Origin of the sequence: Amycolatopsis vancoresmycina (assembly GCF_000716785.1) — a bacterium.
Taxonomy (GTDB): domain Bacteria; phylum Actinomycetota; class Actinomycetes; order Mycobacteriales; family Pseudonocardiaceae; genus Amycolatopsis; species Amycolatopsis vancoresmycina.
Window position 1 is genome coordinate 267,388 of the sequence record NZ_JNYY01000014.1, and the last position, 15,397, is coordinate 282,784.

Annotated in this window: 16 protein-coding genes; 11 read left to right on the forward strand and 5 right to left on the reverse strand. The window is 75.2% G+C overall.

What is annotated here, in order from left to right:
- Window positions 1-55: 55 nt before the first annotated feature.
- Window positions 56-2,713 (reverse strand): LuxR C-terminal-related transcriptional regulator, encoded by a 2,658-nt coding sequence (locus OO60_RS30460; RefSeq protein ID WP_033262617.1) that lies wholly within the window; start codon window positions 2,711-2,713, stop codon window positions 56-58.
- Window positions 2,714-2,917: 204 nt separating this feature from the next.
- On the opposite strand from OO60_RS30460, the gene OO60_RS30465 reads away from it, so the two are divergent.
- Window positions 2,918-3,169 (forward strand): hypothetical protein, encoded by a 252-nt coding sequence (locus OO60_RS30465; RefSeq protein WP_244885601.1) that lies wholly within the window; start codon window positions 2,918-2,920, stop codon window positions 3,167-3,169.
- On the forward strand, window positions 3,166-3,438 hold the full coding sequence (locus OO60_RS30470) for a hypothetical protein (protein WP_209441412.1): 273 nt from the start codon (window positions 3,166-3,168) through the stop codon (window positions 3,436-3,438). The genes OO60_RS30465 and OO60_RS30470 overlap by 4 nt, the downstream gene beginning before the upstream one ends.
- A 17-nt stretch (window positions 3,439-3,455) precedes the next feature.
- On the opposite strand, the gene OO60_RS30475 is transcribed toward OO60_RS30470, so the two are convergent.
- Window positions 3,456-4,820, reverse strand: a complete 1,365-nt coding sequence (locus OO60_RS30475) for a DUF2252 domain-containing protein (RefSeq protein WP_033262619.1) — start codon at window positions 4,818-4,820, stop codon at window positions 3,456-3,458.
- 128 nt (window positions 4,821-4,948) lie between these two features.
- On the opposite strand from OO60_RS30475, the gene OO60_RS46630 reads away from it, so the two are divergent.
- On the forward strand, window positions 4,949-5,161 hold the full coding sequence (locus OO60_RS46630) for a hypothetical protein (protein WP_156081334.1): 213 nt from the start codon (window positions 4,949-4,951) through the stop codon (window positions 5,159-5,161).
- 1 nt (window position 5,162) lies between these two features.
- On the opposite strand, the gene OO60_RS30480 is transcribed toward OO60_RS46630, so the two are convergent.
- Window positions 5,163-5,669, reverse strand: coding sequence for a DUF1269 domain-containing protein (locus OO60_RS30480; RefSeq protein WP_003101657.1), 507 nt, complete (start codon window positions 5,667-5,669; stop codon window positions 5,163-5,165).
- A 192-nt stretch (window positions 5,670-5,861) separates the two neighbouring features.
- Between OO60_RS30480 and OO60_RS30485 the strand changes: the two genes are divergently transcribed.
- The gene (locus OO60_RS30485; protein ID WP_003101654.1) at window positions 5,862-6,323 is read left to right on the forward strand and encodes a DUF7144 family membrane protein; all 462 of its coding nucleotides are present in this window, start codon (window positions 5,862-5,864) and stop codon (window positions 6,321-6,323) included.
- Window positions 6,324-6,426: 103 nt separating this feature from the next.
- Window positions 6,427-8,982: a winged helix-turn-helix domain-containing protein gene (locus tag OO60_RS30490; RefSeq protein ID WP_033262620.1), complete on the forward strand. Its 2,556-nt coding sequence runs from the start codon at window positions 6,427-6,429 to the stop codon at window positions 8,980-8,982.
- Window positions 8,983-8,987: 5 nt separating this feature from the next.
- On the opposite strand, the gene OO60_RS30495 is transcribed toward OO60_RS30490, so the two are convergent.
- The gene (locus tag OO60_RS30495; RefSeq protein WP_033262621.1) at window positions 8,988-10,205 is read right to left on the reverse strand and encodes an AI-2E family transporter; all 1,218 of its coding nucleotides are present in this window, start codon (window positions 10,203-10,205) and stop codon (window positions 8,988-8,990) included.
- Window positions 10,206-10,374: 169 nt separating this feature from the next.
- Between OO60_RS30495 and OO60_RS30500 the strand changes: the two genes are divergently transcribed.
- The 3 genes from OO60_RS30500 to OO60_RS46970 all read left to right on the forward strand — a co-directional run bounded on the left by OO60_RS30500 (window position 10,375) and on the right by OO60_RS46970 (window position 12,299).
- Window positions 10,375-10,734, forward strand: a complete 360-nt coding sequence (locus tag OO60_RS30500; protein WP_004562579.1) for a hypothetical protein — start codon at window positions 10,375-10,377, stop codon at window positions 10,732-10,734.
- 46 nt (window positions 10,735-10,780) lie between these two features.
- The gene (locus OO60_RS30505; RefSeq protein ID WP_004562578.1) at window positions 10,781-11,500 is read left to right on the forward strand and encodes a phosphatase PAP2 family protein; all 720 of its coding nucleotides are present in this window, start codon (window positions 10,781-10,783) and stop codon (window positions 11,498-11,500) included.
- Between the two features lie 379 nt (window positions 11,501-11,879).
- Complete coding sequence (locus OO60_RS46970) at window positions 11,880-12,299, forward strand: SdrD B-like domain-containing protein (protein WP_004562577.1); 420 nt, start codon at window positions 11,880-11,882, stop codon at window positions 12,297-12,299.
- Between the two features lie 29 nt (window positions 12,300-12,328).
- Here the strand turns inward: OO60_RS46970 and OO60_RS30515 are convergent, their stop codons facing one another.
- A complete protein-coding gene (locus OO60_RS30515; RefSeq protein ID WP_033262622.1) occupies window positions 12,329-12,934 on the reverse strand; it encodes a hypothetical protein in 606 nt (201 codons plus the stop codon).
- Between the two features lie 176 nt (window positions 12,935-13,110).
- On the opposite strand from OO60_RS30515, the gene OO60_RS30520 reads away from it, so the two are divergent.
- The 3 genes from OO60_RS30520 to OO60_RS30530 are packed head-to-tail and all read left to right on the forward strand — an operon-like array spanning window position 13,111 to window position 15,394.
- Window positions 13,111-13,824, forward strand: a complete 714-nt coding sequence (locus OO60_RS30520; protein ID WP_004562575.1) for a dihydrofolate reductase family protein — start codon at window positions 13,111-13,113, stop codon at window positions 13,822-13,824.
- Window positions 13,825-13,847: 23 nt separating this feature from the next.
- Complete coding sequence (locus OO60_RS30525; RefSeq protein ID WP_240490954.1) at window positions 13,848-14,201, forward strand: YciI family protein; 354 nt, start codon at window positions 13,848-13,850, stop codon at window positions 14,199-14,201.
- A complete protein-coding gene (locus OO60_RS30530; protein WP_004562572.1) occupies window positions 14,198-15,394 on the forward strand; it encodes an RNA polymerase sigma factor in 1,197 nt (398 codons plus the stop codon). The genes OO60_RS30525 and OO60_RS30530 overlap by 4 nt, the downstream gene beginning before the upstream one ends.
- Window positions 15,395-15,397 lie beyond the last annotated feature (3 nt).

Consider the following 15,397-nt stretch of genomic DNA (forward strand, 5'->3'; position numbering starts at 1 on the left):
CTCGACACCGATCCCGGGTGCGCCCGCCTCACCCGCTCCGGGTGGGGCGAGGGGTTCAGACCGTGAAGTCGGCGACTTCGGCGTCGAGCAGTCCCCGTTCCTGCGCGATCGTGACCGCTTCGCGCCGGCTGCGGACGTCGAGCTTCGCGTAGATCCCGCGGACGTGGGTCTTGACGGTGTTGGGGGAGACGGTCAGGTCCTGGGCGATCTCGTCGATCGACCGCTGCGTCGGCAGCAGGCGCAGGACGCTGCGTTCGCGTTCGGTCAGCGGGGCCGGCATCGGCGGGGTGCGCAGCCGGCGCCGCAGGGCGAGGACCTCGCCGGCGAACCGTTCCCCGGCGCCGAGGCGGCCCAGCCGGCTGGTGAGGAAGCCGACCAGTTCGGGCGGGGCGAAGACGAACGGGAACCGGACGCCGGCGGGTTCGGCGGCGCGGACCGCGTCGTCGAGCAGCCGGGCGGCCCGGTCGCGCGCCCCGGCCGCCAGCGCGGCCTGCACGCCGAGCAGCGACGCCTCGATCGGGGCCCAGGCCAGTTCCAGCGGGGGCGGGTCGTCGGCCAGTGACCGCAGCACGGTGCTCGCCGCGTGGTGGCGGCCGAGCCGCAGCTGCGTCCGGGCGCGCATCAGGAGCAGCTCGCCCGAACCGGTGAGGAGCGGCAGGGCCCAGCGGACGGTCTCCCGGGCCTGGCCCGCCGCACCCAGCCGCAGGGCCGCGCGCTGCTCCAGCACGGCGCACAGGGCGGCGTACCCGGCGGGGCAGCCGCGCCCGGTCCCGGGACGGGTGCGGGCCCGGCGCATCCGCCGCAGGCCCGCGTGCCAGCTGCCGAGCTCGAACTCGGCGGCCCCGCGCAGGGTTTCGGCGAACATCCGCAGGTCGCGGGCCGCCCGCGCCGGGGCGTCGCCGAGCAGCTGCCCGATCCGCTTCGCGTGTTCGACGCAGTCGGCGGGTTCACCGCGCAACAGGGCCCCGTACGCCATCAGGGCGTGGGCTTGGGCGCCCTGCAGCGACCGCGGGGACTCCTGGTGCGGCAGGCGGCTGCCGGCCCGGCGGGCCAGGGTGTCCATCGCCCGGTAGTCGCCGTCGTGGCAGGCCAGCTCGGCCAGCACGGTGAGGCACCGGGCGACGGTGAAGTCCTGGTGCACCTGCTCGGCGGTGCCGAGGACCGCCACCAGCGCCTCCCGGGCCGGCTCGCGCTGGTCGCGGGCGATGAGGACGCCGGCCCGGTGCACGGCCGCGAGCCCGCGGAGCTCGCTCCCGGCGAACGGCTCCTCGTCGGCCTGCTCGGCGACGCGGAGCGCCTGGGCCGGGGTGCGGTCGAGCTGCGCGAGCCGGGCGTGGGTCAACCGGCGCAGCACGGTCAGCTCCGGCGCCGCCCGGTCCGGCCACGACGCCTCGGCGCGGGCCAGGTACAGCCGGGCCGCCGAGGTTTCGGCCGCCTCCAGGCACAGCGCGGCCGAGATCAGCGCGGCCGGGGCGCCTGCCGCGATCCGCCGGTCCTCGAGCAGCGCGAGGGCCTGCCGCAGGACGTCGTGCTCGCCCGCGACGAACAGGGTCACGGCGTGCTCGCGCAGGAGCTCGCCGACCCGGGCGGGGTTCCCGGACCGGACGCTGTGCAGCAACGCCGGCGCGGGCCGGTGGTGCCCGGCGAACCAGCGGGCCGCGGTCGCGTGCAGCGCCCGGGCCCGGTCCGGGGCCCGCCGCTCCTGCTCGGCGCGCAGGTAGGTGCGCAGCAGCGGCGTCACGCGGTGGTGCGGTGGCGTGCCGGCGGTGTCGACCAGCCCGGTGGCGGGCTCGCCGAGTTCGCGCAGCATCGCCTCCGCGTCCGGCCGGCCGCCGAGCGCCGTCGCCAGCCCGGCCGGAACCTCGTCGCAGATGCTGATCGTGCGCAGCAGTTCCCGCTGTGCCGGGGTGAGCGGGGCGAGGGCTTCGTCGGTCAGGTAGGCGAGCACGGCGTCGTCGCGCCCGGTCTCGAAGTCACGCAGGCTCCCGTGCCGGGCGGCGGACGCCGCGGCGAGCCGCAGCCCGGCCGGCCAGCCCCCGGTGCCGGCCACCAGCCGGGTGACCTGATCCCGCGGAATCGCCCGGTCGGCCGTGGCGAGCAGCGCCTCCGCCTCCTCCGCGGTGAACCGCAGCCGGGCGGCGCCGACTTCGACGAGCCGGTCCGCGAGCCGCGCCCGGCCCAGCGGCAGGGGTGGTTCCCGCCGGCTCGAAACGGCCAGGCACAGCCCGGCCGGCTGGTGGCGGACCAGCGCCTGCAGCCCGTGCCACGGTTCGGGCGCGGTGATCTCCTGCGCGCTGTCGACGACGAGCACCACGGGCTCGGGCAGGGCGTCGAGGGCGTCGGCGACCGTGCTCAGGAAGCCGAGGTCGGTGCTCGGGGCCCCGGGGACCGCCAGCAGCCGCAGCGGAGTGCCGCCGGGGAGCCCGCCGAGGGTTTCCAGGACGGCGGACCAGAAGAGGTGGTCGTCGTTGTCCTCGGCGTCCGCGGACAGCCAGGCGACCGCGCCCCGGCCCCGCTGCCGCGCCCATTCGGCGAGGAGCACGGTCTTGCCGAACCCGGCGGGAGCACCGACGAACACCAGGGCCGCTTCGCTCGCGCCGTCGAGGACGGTGAGCAGGCGCGGCCGAGACACGAGATCCGCCGGCGGGCCGGGAACGGTGATCTTCGTTCTCGGAATTCGTCTTCGGGCCGGGACGTCGCGGCACTGGCGCATCGGTAATTCTCCTTCGTGATCGGTTTCGGGCGAGCCCGCGGATCCTGCCACGCAAAAGCCCCGGCTCACCCCCTGCGGGCGAGGAGAACAACGGCCGGGAGCAGAATCGTGTGGCGGGTGAAAATACGCGGGAATTCATCGGAAAGCGGCCGGCGGCGATTCGCGGGCGCGCAGTTCTGCTGGCTCGGGCCGGGGGAGGCCGTGGTGCTCGACGTGCTGCGGACCGGCCGGATCAGCGTCGGTTCGGTGCTGCTGTGGCTGGTCGTCGCGCTCGCCGCGCTGAGCCCGGCCGCCGAGCTGCGCACCGGCGTCCGCGCCGGGGCGGACCTGGTCGCGCGGCTGGTGTTCCTGCCGGCGCGGGGCTGGTCGGCGGCGATGATGCTGCTCGACGCGGCGATGGTCGCGCACTCCTGGTACGCGGCCGGCCGGTCCCGGCGAGGGCGGCGGGCCCGGTGACCCGGGGTGGCGTCCTCGACCTGACGGCGGGCACGCAGTACGTCTTCCGGGGCAGCGGTGCCATTCCGGACCGGGCGGCCACCGGGGCCACCGATTTCCGGGACGTGGTCGTCGTGCCGGTCCCGCCGGAAACGATCGTGTTCGGCACGGTGGCCGATCCCCGGCGCCTCCCGGAAATCCTGCGGCGGCTCGAGGCGCTCGGGATGCACGTGGTGTCCGTCCACCGGGTCCGCGAACTGCCTCTGGTGGTGCAGCGCGCGTCCCCGTGACGGCGCGGCCGGCGTCCTCACGACCCGGCCGCCGCCGTGACGTGCCCCGACCGGATCGCCTGGCGCAGCGCGGCGTGGTCGCGTTCGTTCTGGTCGGCGCAGGCCACCGCGAACTCCCGGACGGCCTCGGCGAACGCGGGCCCGGAGCCGAGGTAGGCGGCGATCGCGAGCGGGTCACCGGTCCGGGCGTGCGCGCGGGCCAGCGTCCACCCGCACAGCCGGGCGTGGGCGCGCAGGACGTCCGGGGTCATCGTGGTGACGTCACCGGCGTCGTGGTCGTCGCGCAGCCGGCGGACGTGGAAGTCGCCGGTGCGGCCGTCGAACTCCGCGGCGCGCGCCCAGCCGAGGAAGACGTCGCCGGTGGCCTGGATCAGCCGCTGCCCGGTCACCACCCGCCGTCCGGGGCCGCCCGGTGCGGCGCCGCCGGCGTACTCCTCCAGCACGGACGGCCGGGCCTCCTTCAGCTGCAGGAAAAGCGGGTCACCGGTGCCGGTCCGGACGAGCATCGCCACCCAGCACCGCGTGCCTGCCCCGCCCGGCCCGGTCACCGCGCGCGCCGCGTCGGCGAGCCGGTAGCGGTCCAGCAGCGCCCGCCGCGCGGGGCCGAGCGTGCGCCGGTACCGCGCGAGCACGGCACCGAGCCGGTCGGTCAGCGTCGCCGGGTCGCCGTCGCCGGCGAGGTGACCGGCCGGCACGACCGACGGCGGGCACGCGGCCAGCCGCAGGTGCCCGTCGCGGATTTCGGTGAACCGGCGCGCCCCGGGGGCCCGGCGCCGGGCCGGGCCCAGCCGGTGGGCCGCGACCACCCGCAGCGTCCGGGCGTCGGCCGGGGCGAAGAAGATGTCGAGCGGCGTGCGGCGCGCGAAGCCGTGCATCGCCAGGCGGTAGGACTCGACCGCGGCGAGCACCGTGCGACGGCACTGGCCCGCCGGGTGCTCGTTCTCCCGGCCGGTGACCTCGAAGCTCGCGGCGAGCCGTTTGACGTCCCATTCCCATGGCGCGGGCAGGGTTTCGTCGAAGTCGGCGAAGTCGAAGACCAACCGCCTGCCCTGCACGGCGAACAGGCCGAAGTTGGCCAGCTGGGCGTCTCCGCAGGCCTGCACGGTGAACCCGGTCCGCGGGGTGGTGGCCAGGTCGGCCGCCGCCGGCAGCACGGCGCCGCGAAAGTACGCCAGCGGCGACGCGGCCATCCGGCTGTAGCGCAACGGGAGCAGTTCCGGCACCCGATCGGCGTCCTGGCGGGCCAGCAGGGTGAGCGGATCGGCGCGCCGGAGCAGGCCGGGGAACTGCGCGTGGCTCGCCGCGGGCACGGTGCCGCGGGCCGCGCGGGCCCGGGCGATCCGCACGTCGGGTGCCGCGATCTCCTTGTCGGTGAGAGTCATGGGACGGATCGTCGGCCGCGGGACTCCCCGGGGCGTCGCCCGCCGGGGGTGAAGCGGGGAGTCATCCACCACGGGTGACGACCCGCGCCGGGGGTGCGCACCAGGGTGGGGGCCGTGGAGGTGCGGTGATGGCGGAACGGACGACGAGCGGACGGTGGCGCCCCGGCGGGTGTGTCACGGGGATCTCCCCGGTGGCGGCCGCCGCGTCCCCGGCGCCGCGTTCCGCCATCCCGTCGAGCCGGCCGCGGGGCGCTCTCGGGGGAGTGCGCCGCGGCCGGCCGGACCTCCCGCGGGTGGCCGCGGCGGCGCTCGGGGGCGTCGCCGCGGTCCGGCCCGCCTGAGTCACCGCGGTTGCAGGTGCGGGGTTTCGGCGAACGCACCCCGGAGCCGGGCCTCCTCCTCATCGGACAGGTTGGTGCTCAGCAGCGCGGCCCCGGTTTCCTTGAACGGCTCGACGACCCGGTCCAGCACGGTGCCGTCGGACATCACGAACAGCGCGGACGTCCCGGGCGTGACCTGCGCGCGGACGGTCTCGATGAAGCTTTCGTCGATCCCGACGTGGCTCAGCGACCCGGTCAGCGCCCCGATCGCCGCGCCGACGGCCATGCCCAGCAACGGGACCAGGAAGATGAGGCCGAACAGCAGGCCCCAGAAGGCCCCGCCCAGCGTGCCGGCGCCGGTCAGCGCGCCGAGGTCCTTCGTCTTCGGCTTCTTCCGGCCTTCGGGCCAGGTCACGTACGCGGCGTCGGCGATCGAGATCAGCTGCTGCTTCTGCAGCTGCCGGAGCAGATCCAGGGCGTTTTCGGCGCCTTCGACGGTCGGGAACCGCCACACGGTCAAGGTGGACACGACTTCCTCCTCGGTCCGGGAACAGTGGTCTGCCGCACCCTCGCGCCGGGGCCGCCGCGGGTCATCGCCCACGCCGTGTGAGCCGCGGACCGGGCCACCTGATCTCACCTGGGGCGGGCGAGGCCCGGCGGACGCGCGACCGACCATGATCGCCCGGGTCCGCAGCCCGTCCACGAACGAGGAAGGGTCATCATGACCGAACCCATGCACCCCCGGTCCGGAACCACCGGCGCCCGGGCACCCGTCCCGCCGGAGCGGGCGGTCGCCCGGTCGCGGCGGGTCGGCTGGATCTGGTTCGCCGGGGCGATCACCGTCCTGGCCGGACTGTTCAACGTGGTCGAGGGCGTGGTCGCGCTGTTCGACCGCGACTACTACGTCATCGGCCCGTCCGGCCTGCTCGTCTTCTCACTGGCCGGCTGGGGCTGGCTGCACCTGATCGTCGGCATCCTGGTCGTGCTGACCGGGATCGCGCTGTTCACCGGCGCGCAGTGGGCGCGGGTCGTCACGGTCGCGCTGGCCGGGTTCAACGCACTGGCGCAGCTGGCTTTCCTGTCCGCGTACCCGTTCTGGGGCGCCATCGTGATCGCCCTCGACGTCCTGGTGATCTGGGCCGTCATCGTGCACGGCGACGAAGCCACCTACGAGATCTGGTGACCCCGGCGCCGCGGTCGCGCGCCGGTGATCAGTACAGTCGTGGCCTCCGTCCGGCGTCGACCGCGGAACCGGGGCGAATTCTCCCGACAGCCGAGAGGTTGACGTGCCCGTTGTTCGAACGACGACCCCGTTCCGGCCCGTTCCCGGCGTCAAGGCGGCGGTGCCGCGCCTGCCGGGTACCTTCGTGCCCCGTCCCCGGCTCGACGCCCTGCTCGACCGCGCGGCCACCCGGCCCGTCACGGTGGTGCGCGCCCCGGCCGGCGCCGGCAAGACCACGGCGCTGGCCGCCTGGGCCGGCGACGGCCGCGACGTCGCCTGGGTGTCCCTCGACGAAGATGACAACGACGAAACCCGGTTGTGGGCGGCGATCCTCGCCGCGCTGCGCCGCTGCCCGGCGGTGCCGGGTGCGCACCGGGTGCACCGCCTCGGCCCGCCGCCACCCGGGCGGCGGCGGGCTTTCCTGGCCGATCTGGACGACGCACTGAGCGGTCTGGACCAGCCGGTCCGCCTGGTCCTGGACGACTTCCAGGAGATCTCGCGCCCGGAGGCGCTGGACGCGCTGGCGGCCCTCGCGCGGCACCTGCCACCCGGGTTGCGGCTGGTGCTCGCCACGCGGGTCGAGCCGCGGCTGCGGCTGGCCCGGCTGCACGTCGAAGGCGCGCTGTCCCGCGTGGAGGGGACCGAACTCCGGTTCACCACGCGGGAAACGGCCGGCCTGCTGCGCGCCACCGGCGCCGCCGTCGGCGACGACCGCGTCCGCGAGCTCACCGAGCGCACGGCGGGCTGGGCCGCCGCCCTCGGCTGGGCCGCGGTGTCGGTGCGCGAAGCGGAAGACGCCGACGCGCTCGTCGCCTCCGTCTCCGGCGACGAGCGCGCGGTGGCGAAGTTCTTCGCCGACGAAGTGCTCTCGCGGCTGCCCGCGGAGACCTCGGATCTGCTGCTGTGCATCAGCGTGTGCGACACGGTCGGCGCGGCGCTGGCGGTCCGCCTCTCGGGCCGCCCGGCCGCCGGGGCGATCCTGGACGAGGTCGAGCGGAGGATGGCCCTCGTCGTGCGCACGCCGGCCGAAACCTACCGGCTTCCGCCGTTGCTGCGGGGTTTCCTGCGCGCCGAACTGGCGCGGCGGGATCCGGACCGGATGCTGCGGCTGCACGGCGCCGCGGCCCGCTGGTACGCCGGGCGGGGCCGGTTCGGGGAAGCGCTCCGGCACGCCGTGGCCGGCCGGGACCGGCGGCGGGTCCTCGCACTGGCGAGGGATCACGCCGTGCGGCAGGTGCTCGCCGGGGACGGGGAACCGGTGCGGGTCGCGCTCACCTACCTGGGGGCCGCCACGGTCGCCGCGAGCCCGTCGCTGCGGCTGGCCTCGGCGCTGGAGAACATCCAGCGCGGGCAGCTCGCCGACGCGGCCGCCGACCTCGCCACGGCGGCGCCCGACGACGGCCGCTGGCCGCTCGCCGTCCGGCACCTGGCCGTCCTGACGGGCCGGCCCGTGCCGTCGGCGGACGGCCGGGCGGACCGGGAGCTCGACGCGTGGGTGAAGCTCGACCGCGCGTGGCGGTCACTGCACCGCGGCGCCCGCCGGCACGCCGTCACCCAAGCGCAGGAGGCCCTGCGCCTGGCCCACACCGAGCGGCTCGACCACCTCGTGCTGCACAGCAGGCTCGCGCTGGCCGCCGCCACCGCGTTCGGGGGCGATCACCCGGCGATGCGGCGGGCCTGCACGGGCGCCCTCGCCGTCGCCCGGCGGCGGGGCAGGCGCCGGACCCCCGGCGTGGCCGAGTGCCACCTGCTGCTCGCCTACGACGACCTGATGCGCGCCGAACCGGTGGCCGCGGCCCGGGAACTGGCCCAGGCGACGGCGGCGGAGGTGCCCGGCACCGTGCCGCTGCTGGTGCCGCTGCGCGAGTTCTTCGAGGGCATGGTGCGGTTCGACAGCGGCGACCGGCCGTCGGGTTCGCAGGTCATGCGCGCGGCCCGGCGCCGGCTGGCCGCGCTCGACCTGCCCCGTGAGGTCGTCGCCGTGTGCGCGGTCGCGGAGTACCACGCGGCGCTCGCCCTCGGCGAGGCGCTGCACGCGGCGGAAGTGCTCGCCTGGGGCCACGAACGGCTGCCCGGCAGCGGCGAACTGGCGGTCCTGCGCGTCCGCGCCCACCTCGCCGCCGGGGAAACGGACACGGCGGAAGCGGTGTTGCGGGACACCGCGCCGTCGGCCGCGCTGTTGCCCGCCACCCCGGTCGACCGGTGCCTCGCCGAGACCGCGCTCGCGCTGCGCTCCCACCGGCGGACCAAGGCGCTGCACGCCCTCGACCGGGCGCTCGCCCTCGCCCGCCCCAACGGCCTGGTGCGGCCGTTCGCCCTCGCCGAGCCCCGGGTCGGTGACCTGCTGATCGACCACTCCGGCGGGTTCGGCTCGCTGGACCGGTTCGCCCAGGCGGTCCGCGGCCGGCTCGTCCCGCACGCGCCGCCCAGCGGCCTGACCGACCGCGAGCAGGTGGTGCTGCAGCGGCTGCCGTCCCAGCGTTCGCTGGACGAGATCGCGTCCGACCTGACCGTGTCGGTCAACACGGTGAAGACGCACGTGCGGGCGATCTACGGCAAGCTCGGGGTGAACAACCGGCGTTCGGCGGTGGTGGTCGCGCGGCAGCACGGCCTGACCTGAGCCGGTCAGCCTTCGTCGCGGCGGGGCGCGGACAGCAGCGCGTCGGCCCAGCGGGCCCGCGGGTCGACGTCGACCAGCAGGGCCTTGGCCAGCAGCGTCGCGGGGACGGCGAGGACCGCGCCGAGCGGGCCCAGCAGCCAGGTCCAGAACACCAGCGCCAGCACCGTGACCAAAGTGGACAGACCGACCGAGCCGGCGACGAACCGGGGCTGGATCAGCGACTGCACCACGAAGTTCAGCGCGGCGTAGACGACGAGCACGACGAGCAGGCTGCGCCAGCCGCCGTCGAGGAGCGCGATCACCGCGGGTGGCGCCACCCCGATCACGAAGCCCACGTTGGGGATGTAGTTGGTGACGAAGGCGAGCAGGCCCCACAGGACCGCGCCGGGCACGCCGAGCAGCGCGAGCGCGGCGGTGTCGAGCGCCGCCACCAGCCCGCCGAACACGGTCGTCACGAGCAGGTACCGCCGCGTGCCGGTGGCGAAGCCGCGCAGTGCCGCGGAAATCCACGGCCGGTCCCGCGCGATCCGGCCGAGCCGCTGTCCCGCCCAGGCCGTCTCGGCGCTCAGGAAGAGGAGCAGGGCGAACAGGAACGCGAGGTTGGTGACCAGCCCGCCGACGCCGGCGAGCAGGGAACCGGCCAGCCCCACCAGTTTCCCCGCGTCCAGTGACGACAACACGGCCCGCAGTTCGGGTTCGCCGACGCCGAACCGGCCGAGCACGGCCAGTCCGTCGTGCAGCAGTTCGTCGACCCGCCCGGTGTAGCCGGGCAGCAGCGTCGACAGCTGCGCGACGGACACGACCATGACGAGGAAGAAGGCGAGCAGGACCAGGTAGACGGTGACGACCAGGACGGTCACGGTCAGCCAGCGCGGCCATCCCTTGCGCAGCAACCACGTCCGCACGGGATCGAGGGTGATGACGACGACGAGGGCGAGGAAGACCGGACCGGCGAACCAGGCGACGGCCTGCACCCCGGCCAGCACGACCACCGCGGCGGCGGCGCCGAGCAGCACCACGAGCGCCCGCGGGAGCGGGGTGCCACCGGCCCCGGGCTCGCCCTCGGGCGGCCACGGGACCGGCGGCGGGTGCGCGCCGGCGCCGAACCGGTCGGCGAGTCCCCGGAAGGGGCGTCGCACAGGCCGATCCCCGGCCGCGCCCCGGTGCCGCCGGGGCTTGCGGAACCGGTGGGCCGGGAAATCGGTGAGCGAAGCTCGCACCATGCTGACTCCTCCGGGAACGGGCGGCGGCGAAGCCCACGATGGCGGCCGGGGGACAACGGGTCGTCACCCGGCACGGGCGAGGTCGGCGGGGTGCACCAGCGCCGGGGTTTGACGCGCACCGCCCCGGGTACGCGGAAGCCACCAGATCCGCCGACGGAAGAAGCCGCCGATGCCCGTGTTGACCCGTGTTCTCGGTGCGGTGACCGCCGCCTACAGCGTGACCATCGTCGCCGCGCCGCGTGTGCTGGCCGGACCGTGCGGGCTGACCACCTCCACCGGCAGTGTGAGCGCGGACGTGCGGACCTTGATCGCGGGCATCGGTGCCCGCGACGCCGCCATCGGCCTGGCGATGCTGTTCGCGCCCGAGGGGAAGGCGCTCCGGATCGCGCTCGGTGCGCGGGTGGCCTCCGACGCCGCGGACGCCGTCGTCTTCGGCACCGGGCTGCCCGATCGGTCGGCGCGCAAGAAGGTGGCCGCGTTCGCCGCGACCTGGGCCGCGCTGTGCGCCGCCTCGGCTCTCGTCCCCTGACGCCGATCACCGCAAGCGCGGCGCCGTGGTCGGCTAGGGTGGCCGCGTGCATCCGCCGGCGGACGAGCGGCCGCGAGCGCTCGTCGAGCTGGTCCTCCTGCTGCTCTGGTTCTCGCTCTTCGCGTTGCTCGACGCCGCTGCCGGCAAGGACCTCGCGGCCGCGAATGCCCACGCCGGGGCCCTCCAGGCCGCGGAACACGCGGTGCACCTCGACATCGAGCTGAGCGTCAACGCCTGGCTGGCCGGGAATCCGGTGCCGAGCGTGCTCGCGGTGGGCCTGTACCGGCTGTACTACGTGGTGGTGGCCGGCGTCCTGCTGTGGGTGTTCGCCCGGCACGCCGGGTTTTATCGCGAGGTCCGCCGGACGATGGTGGCGATGACGGTCCTCGTCCTGCCGGTCTACTGGGCGGTGCCGATGGCGCCGCCGCGGTCCGCGCTGCCCGGTGCCGTCGACGTCGTGGCCCGGTACGACCTCTTCCACCAGGAGAGCTGGACGCATCCCAGCCACTACACGGCGATGCCCAGCATGCACGTGGGCTGGTCCCTGTGGTGCGCGTATGCCGTGTGGACGGTGCTCCGCGGCACGCATCCGCGCCTGGCGCTCGTGCCGTGGCTGTTCCCGACGCTCATGGCGGCGGACGTGCTCGCCACCGGGAACCACTACGTCCTCGACGTCGTGGGCAGCGTCATCCTGCTGGTTCTCTCGATCCTCGCCGCGGCCGCTTGGGGCCGCCTCGCTGCGCGCCGCCGGCCCGGCGGTCCCTGAGCGGCCGAAACGCCCCGGCCGGGCGAAAGGTTGCCGTACCGCGCTCGCGGAACGTTCCGGTCTCCCCGGGCGTTCTGGCCGGTCCTAGATTCGCGGCAGGAACACGAAGGGGGGAGCCGGATCGCCCACGTGTCGTTCCGGAAGGTGCCCGGCGGCTGGGGCGACCAGCCCGTCGGCGCGCTGCGGCTGGACGGCCGGGGCGCGTACACGGCGCTCGAGGTCCGGGCTGTCCGCCCGCTGCCGGCACCCGGCCGCTCACCGGTCTCTTCCTCGGCTGCGACGCGGGCGGCTTCGGCTCGGAGCTGCCGATCACGGACGACCAGGGGGTGCGTTCAGCGCACAGCGGCGCGAAGGAACGCTGGCCGCGGGGCAGAAGCTGGTGCTCACGGCGTCGGGCAAGGTGCCGGACAAGGCGGCCTACACCGGCACGACGGGGCTGGACTGCGTGGCGAGCGACGGCCACAGCGGCGGCGCCCCGTGCGCGGACGTGACCGCCAAGGTCCCCGGCAAGCGAGCCGATTCCCGCGGCCAGGTCTGGCTCGACAAGAACGGCAACGGCGCGCTGGACGCCGACGAGGGCCTGGCGAACCGCAACCTCGTGCTGCTCGAGAACGGCGCGATCCGCGCCTACGCCCGCACGGACGCCAACGGCTACGCGACGTTCAAGGACATCCCGGTCGGCAACTACCAGCTGCGGGTCCTCGGCCCGTGGAAGCCGGCGCCGTTCGAAGGCGAACTCGCGGTGGTCGCCCCGCCGTACGGCGGCGGGGAGTGGCACCAGCGGTTCGTCGCCGGCTGACGACCGGGACTGAACCGCCCGCGGGCGGTTCAGTCCGGATCGCGAACTTCGAGGTTCAGGTCCCGGCCCGCGACCGAGCGCTGGATGAAGTACGCCAGGTCGCCGACCCGGCGGAAGTAGGCGCGGAGCAGCGGCTCGAGGCCGGGTTCCAGGTCGCGGGTGCGCCGCGCGTTGATCTGGTCGTACCCGGCGGTCGCGTCGGCGAGCATGCCGCGGAACGTCGCGTCCTCTTCGAGGTTCAGCGCGGTCGCCAGCCGTCTGCAGGTGCTGATCATCGCGTCGGCCTGCCGGAAGATGTCCTGCTTCAGGGCGGACATGTGCCGGAGGTCCCGGGGCTTCGCACTCCCGAACGTGGCCAGGCTCCGGCTCAACCCCGACAGGCTGCTGGTGACCGAGAACCAGTCTTCGAGCACGCCGCGGCGGATCGCCGAGCGCCGGTTCGACCGCCGGACGAACCAGTTGAACCCGACCGCGACCACGAGGCTGGCCGTGCAGAAGCCGACCACGCCGGAGATCAGGTTCACCATGATCGGGTGGTTCTGGAGGAACCCGAGGTAGTGCGCTTCGAGGTACAGGCTCGCCGCGAAGGAGAGCACCGCCCCCGCGCCGAGCAGCAGCAGGAGCAGTCGCGGCAACGGCCGATTCACCGGGAACCCCTCCGAAGCCGCGGCATCGTGGTGGACCGGCAGCTTACGACGCGGCGACCCCGGAACGGAATCTCGCCGGCGCATGTCGAGAACGAGCGCCCGGCTCCGACTGAAGGGCACGAGGCGGCCGAAAGAGGCCGCCGCCCACGAGCGGAGCGTGCCCGATGACCAAGGTCACCGCCCAGATGTCGGTGTCCCTCGACGGCTGCTACACCGGCCCACGGGACCCGCAGCACCCCCACGACATGAGCGGCTGGATGCAGGGTCCCGAGGCGCCCGGGTTCTTCCGGGTCACCCGCTGGGCCGTCGACGCCATGGCCTGGCGCGAGCGGCAGGGCTTCGCCGGCGGTGCGCGGTCGGCCGACTCGGAGATCGTCGCCGAGACCTTCGCCGCCGCCGGGGCCTACGTCATGGGGCGGCGGATGTTCGACGCCGGTGAGGTTCCCTGGGGTGACGAGCCGCCGTTCCGGGCTCCCGTGTTCGTCGTCACCCACCGCGCCCGGGCGGTGCTCGAACGCCGGGGTGGCACGTCCTTCACCTTCGTCACCGAGGGGCTCGAACGCGCCGTCGAGCTGGCCAGGGCCGCGGCCGGCGGCAAGGACGTGGCGGTCGCCGGCGGCGGGGAGCTCCTGCAGCAGGTGCTGGCCGCCGGGCTGCTCGACCAGCTCGAGCTGCACATCGCCCCGGTGCTGCTCGGCGACGGGCAGCGGCTCTTCGGCCCCGGTCTCGGCCTCGGCGCGGACGACGGCGTCGAGCTGGTCCCGGCCCGGGTCGTCGACACGCCCGGTGTCACCCACATCCGCTATACCGTCAGCGGGCGGTCGAAGCTGGTGCTCGACGACCGCGGCGCCAGTGGTGACCTGGTCGGACGGCCGTGAGAGAGGAACGATCCGTGAAGTACATGCTGCTGATCTACGGCAACGAGGAAGCCTTCAACTCGGTGGGCGCCGAGACCCTCGCCGAGATCATCCGCGAGACCGACGCCCTCAACCGGGAGCTGTTCGAGTCCGGCGAGCTGGTCGGCGCCTACGGCGTCGCCGACGAGGTGAACACCAAGATGGTCCGGGTCACCGACGGGACACCGGTGATCACCGACGGTCCCTACGCCGAGGCCAAGGAGTTCCTGGGCAGCTTCATGATCGTCGACTGCGACGGCCTGGACAGGGCACTGGAGATCGCCGCCCGCGCCCCGTCCGCGCGCTACTGGGGCGTCGAGGTCCGGCCGCTGATGCACGAGGCCGAAGTGGCGCCGTGACCGGCTGGCAGGCCGTCCGGCGGCTGGTTCCCGAGGTGCTCGGGGTGCTGGTGCGCCGGTACGGCCAGTTCGATGCCTGCGAGGACGCCGTCCAGGAGGCGCTGGCGGCGGCCGCGGCCCAGTGGCCGGTGGACGGGTGGCCGGAGAGCCCCCGGGCGTGGCTGCTGACGGTGGCGTCGCGCCGCCTCGCCGACCAGGTGCGCAGCGACGCCGCCCGGCGACGGCGGGAGGAGGCCGACGCCCTCCGCACCCCGCCCGCCGGCGACGTCGAAGGCCGCGACGACACGCTCACGCTGCTGTTCCTGTGCTGCCACCCGGCGCTGACGCCGCCGTCGCAGATCGCGCTGACGCTGCGGGCCGTCGGCGGCCTGTCGACCGCCGAGATCGCCCGGGCCTTCCTCGTGCCCGAGGCGACCATGGCCCAGCGCATCAGCCGGGCCAAGCACCGGATCAAGGGGACCGGCTTCGCGCTGCCGCCGCCGGCCGAGCGGGCGGCGCGGCTCGGCGTCGTGCTCCAGGTGGTCTACCTGGTCTTCAACGAGGGCTACACGGCCACGTCGGGGACGCGGCTGGTGCGCGCCGAGCTGACGGCCGAGGCGATCCGCCTGGCCCGCGAGCTGCACCGGCTGGTCCCGGGCAACGGCGAGGTGGCCGGGCTCCTGGCCCTCCTGCTGCTGACCGACGCCCGCCGTCCGGCCCGCACGGCCGCGGACGGCGGGCTGGTGCCGCTGAGCGAGCAGGACCGGACGCTCTGGGACGCCCAAGCGATCGCCGAGGGCGTGGCCCTGGTGACCGGCGCGCTGGCGCACGGCCCGGTCGGCCCGTACCAGCTGCAGGCCGCCATCGCCGCCGTCCACGACGAGGCACCCACCGCGGAAGCCACGGACTGGCCGCAGATCCTGGCCCTCTACACGCTTCTCGAGCGCGTCGCGCCCAACCCGGCGGTGACGCTGAACCGCGCGGTGGCGGTGGCCGAGGTCCACGGGCCGGCGGCCGGGCTGGCCCTGCTCGACGCCCTCTCGGCCGACGAGCGCATCTCCGCGTCCCACCACCTGGTGTCCGTGCGGGCGCACCTGCTGGAGCTGGCGGGCGACCACGACGCGGCCCGCGCCGGCTACCAGGAGGCGGCCCGCCGCACGACGAGCGAACCCGAGCGCCGCCACCTCCTGAGCCGCGCCGCGCGCCTGGGGTGACTT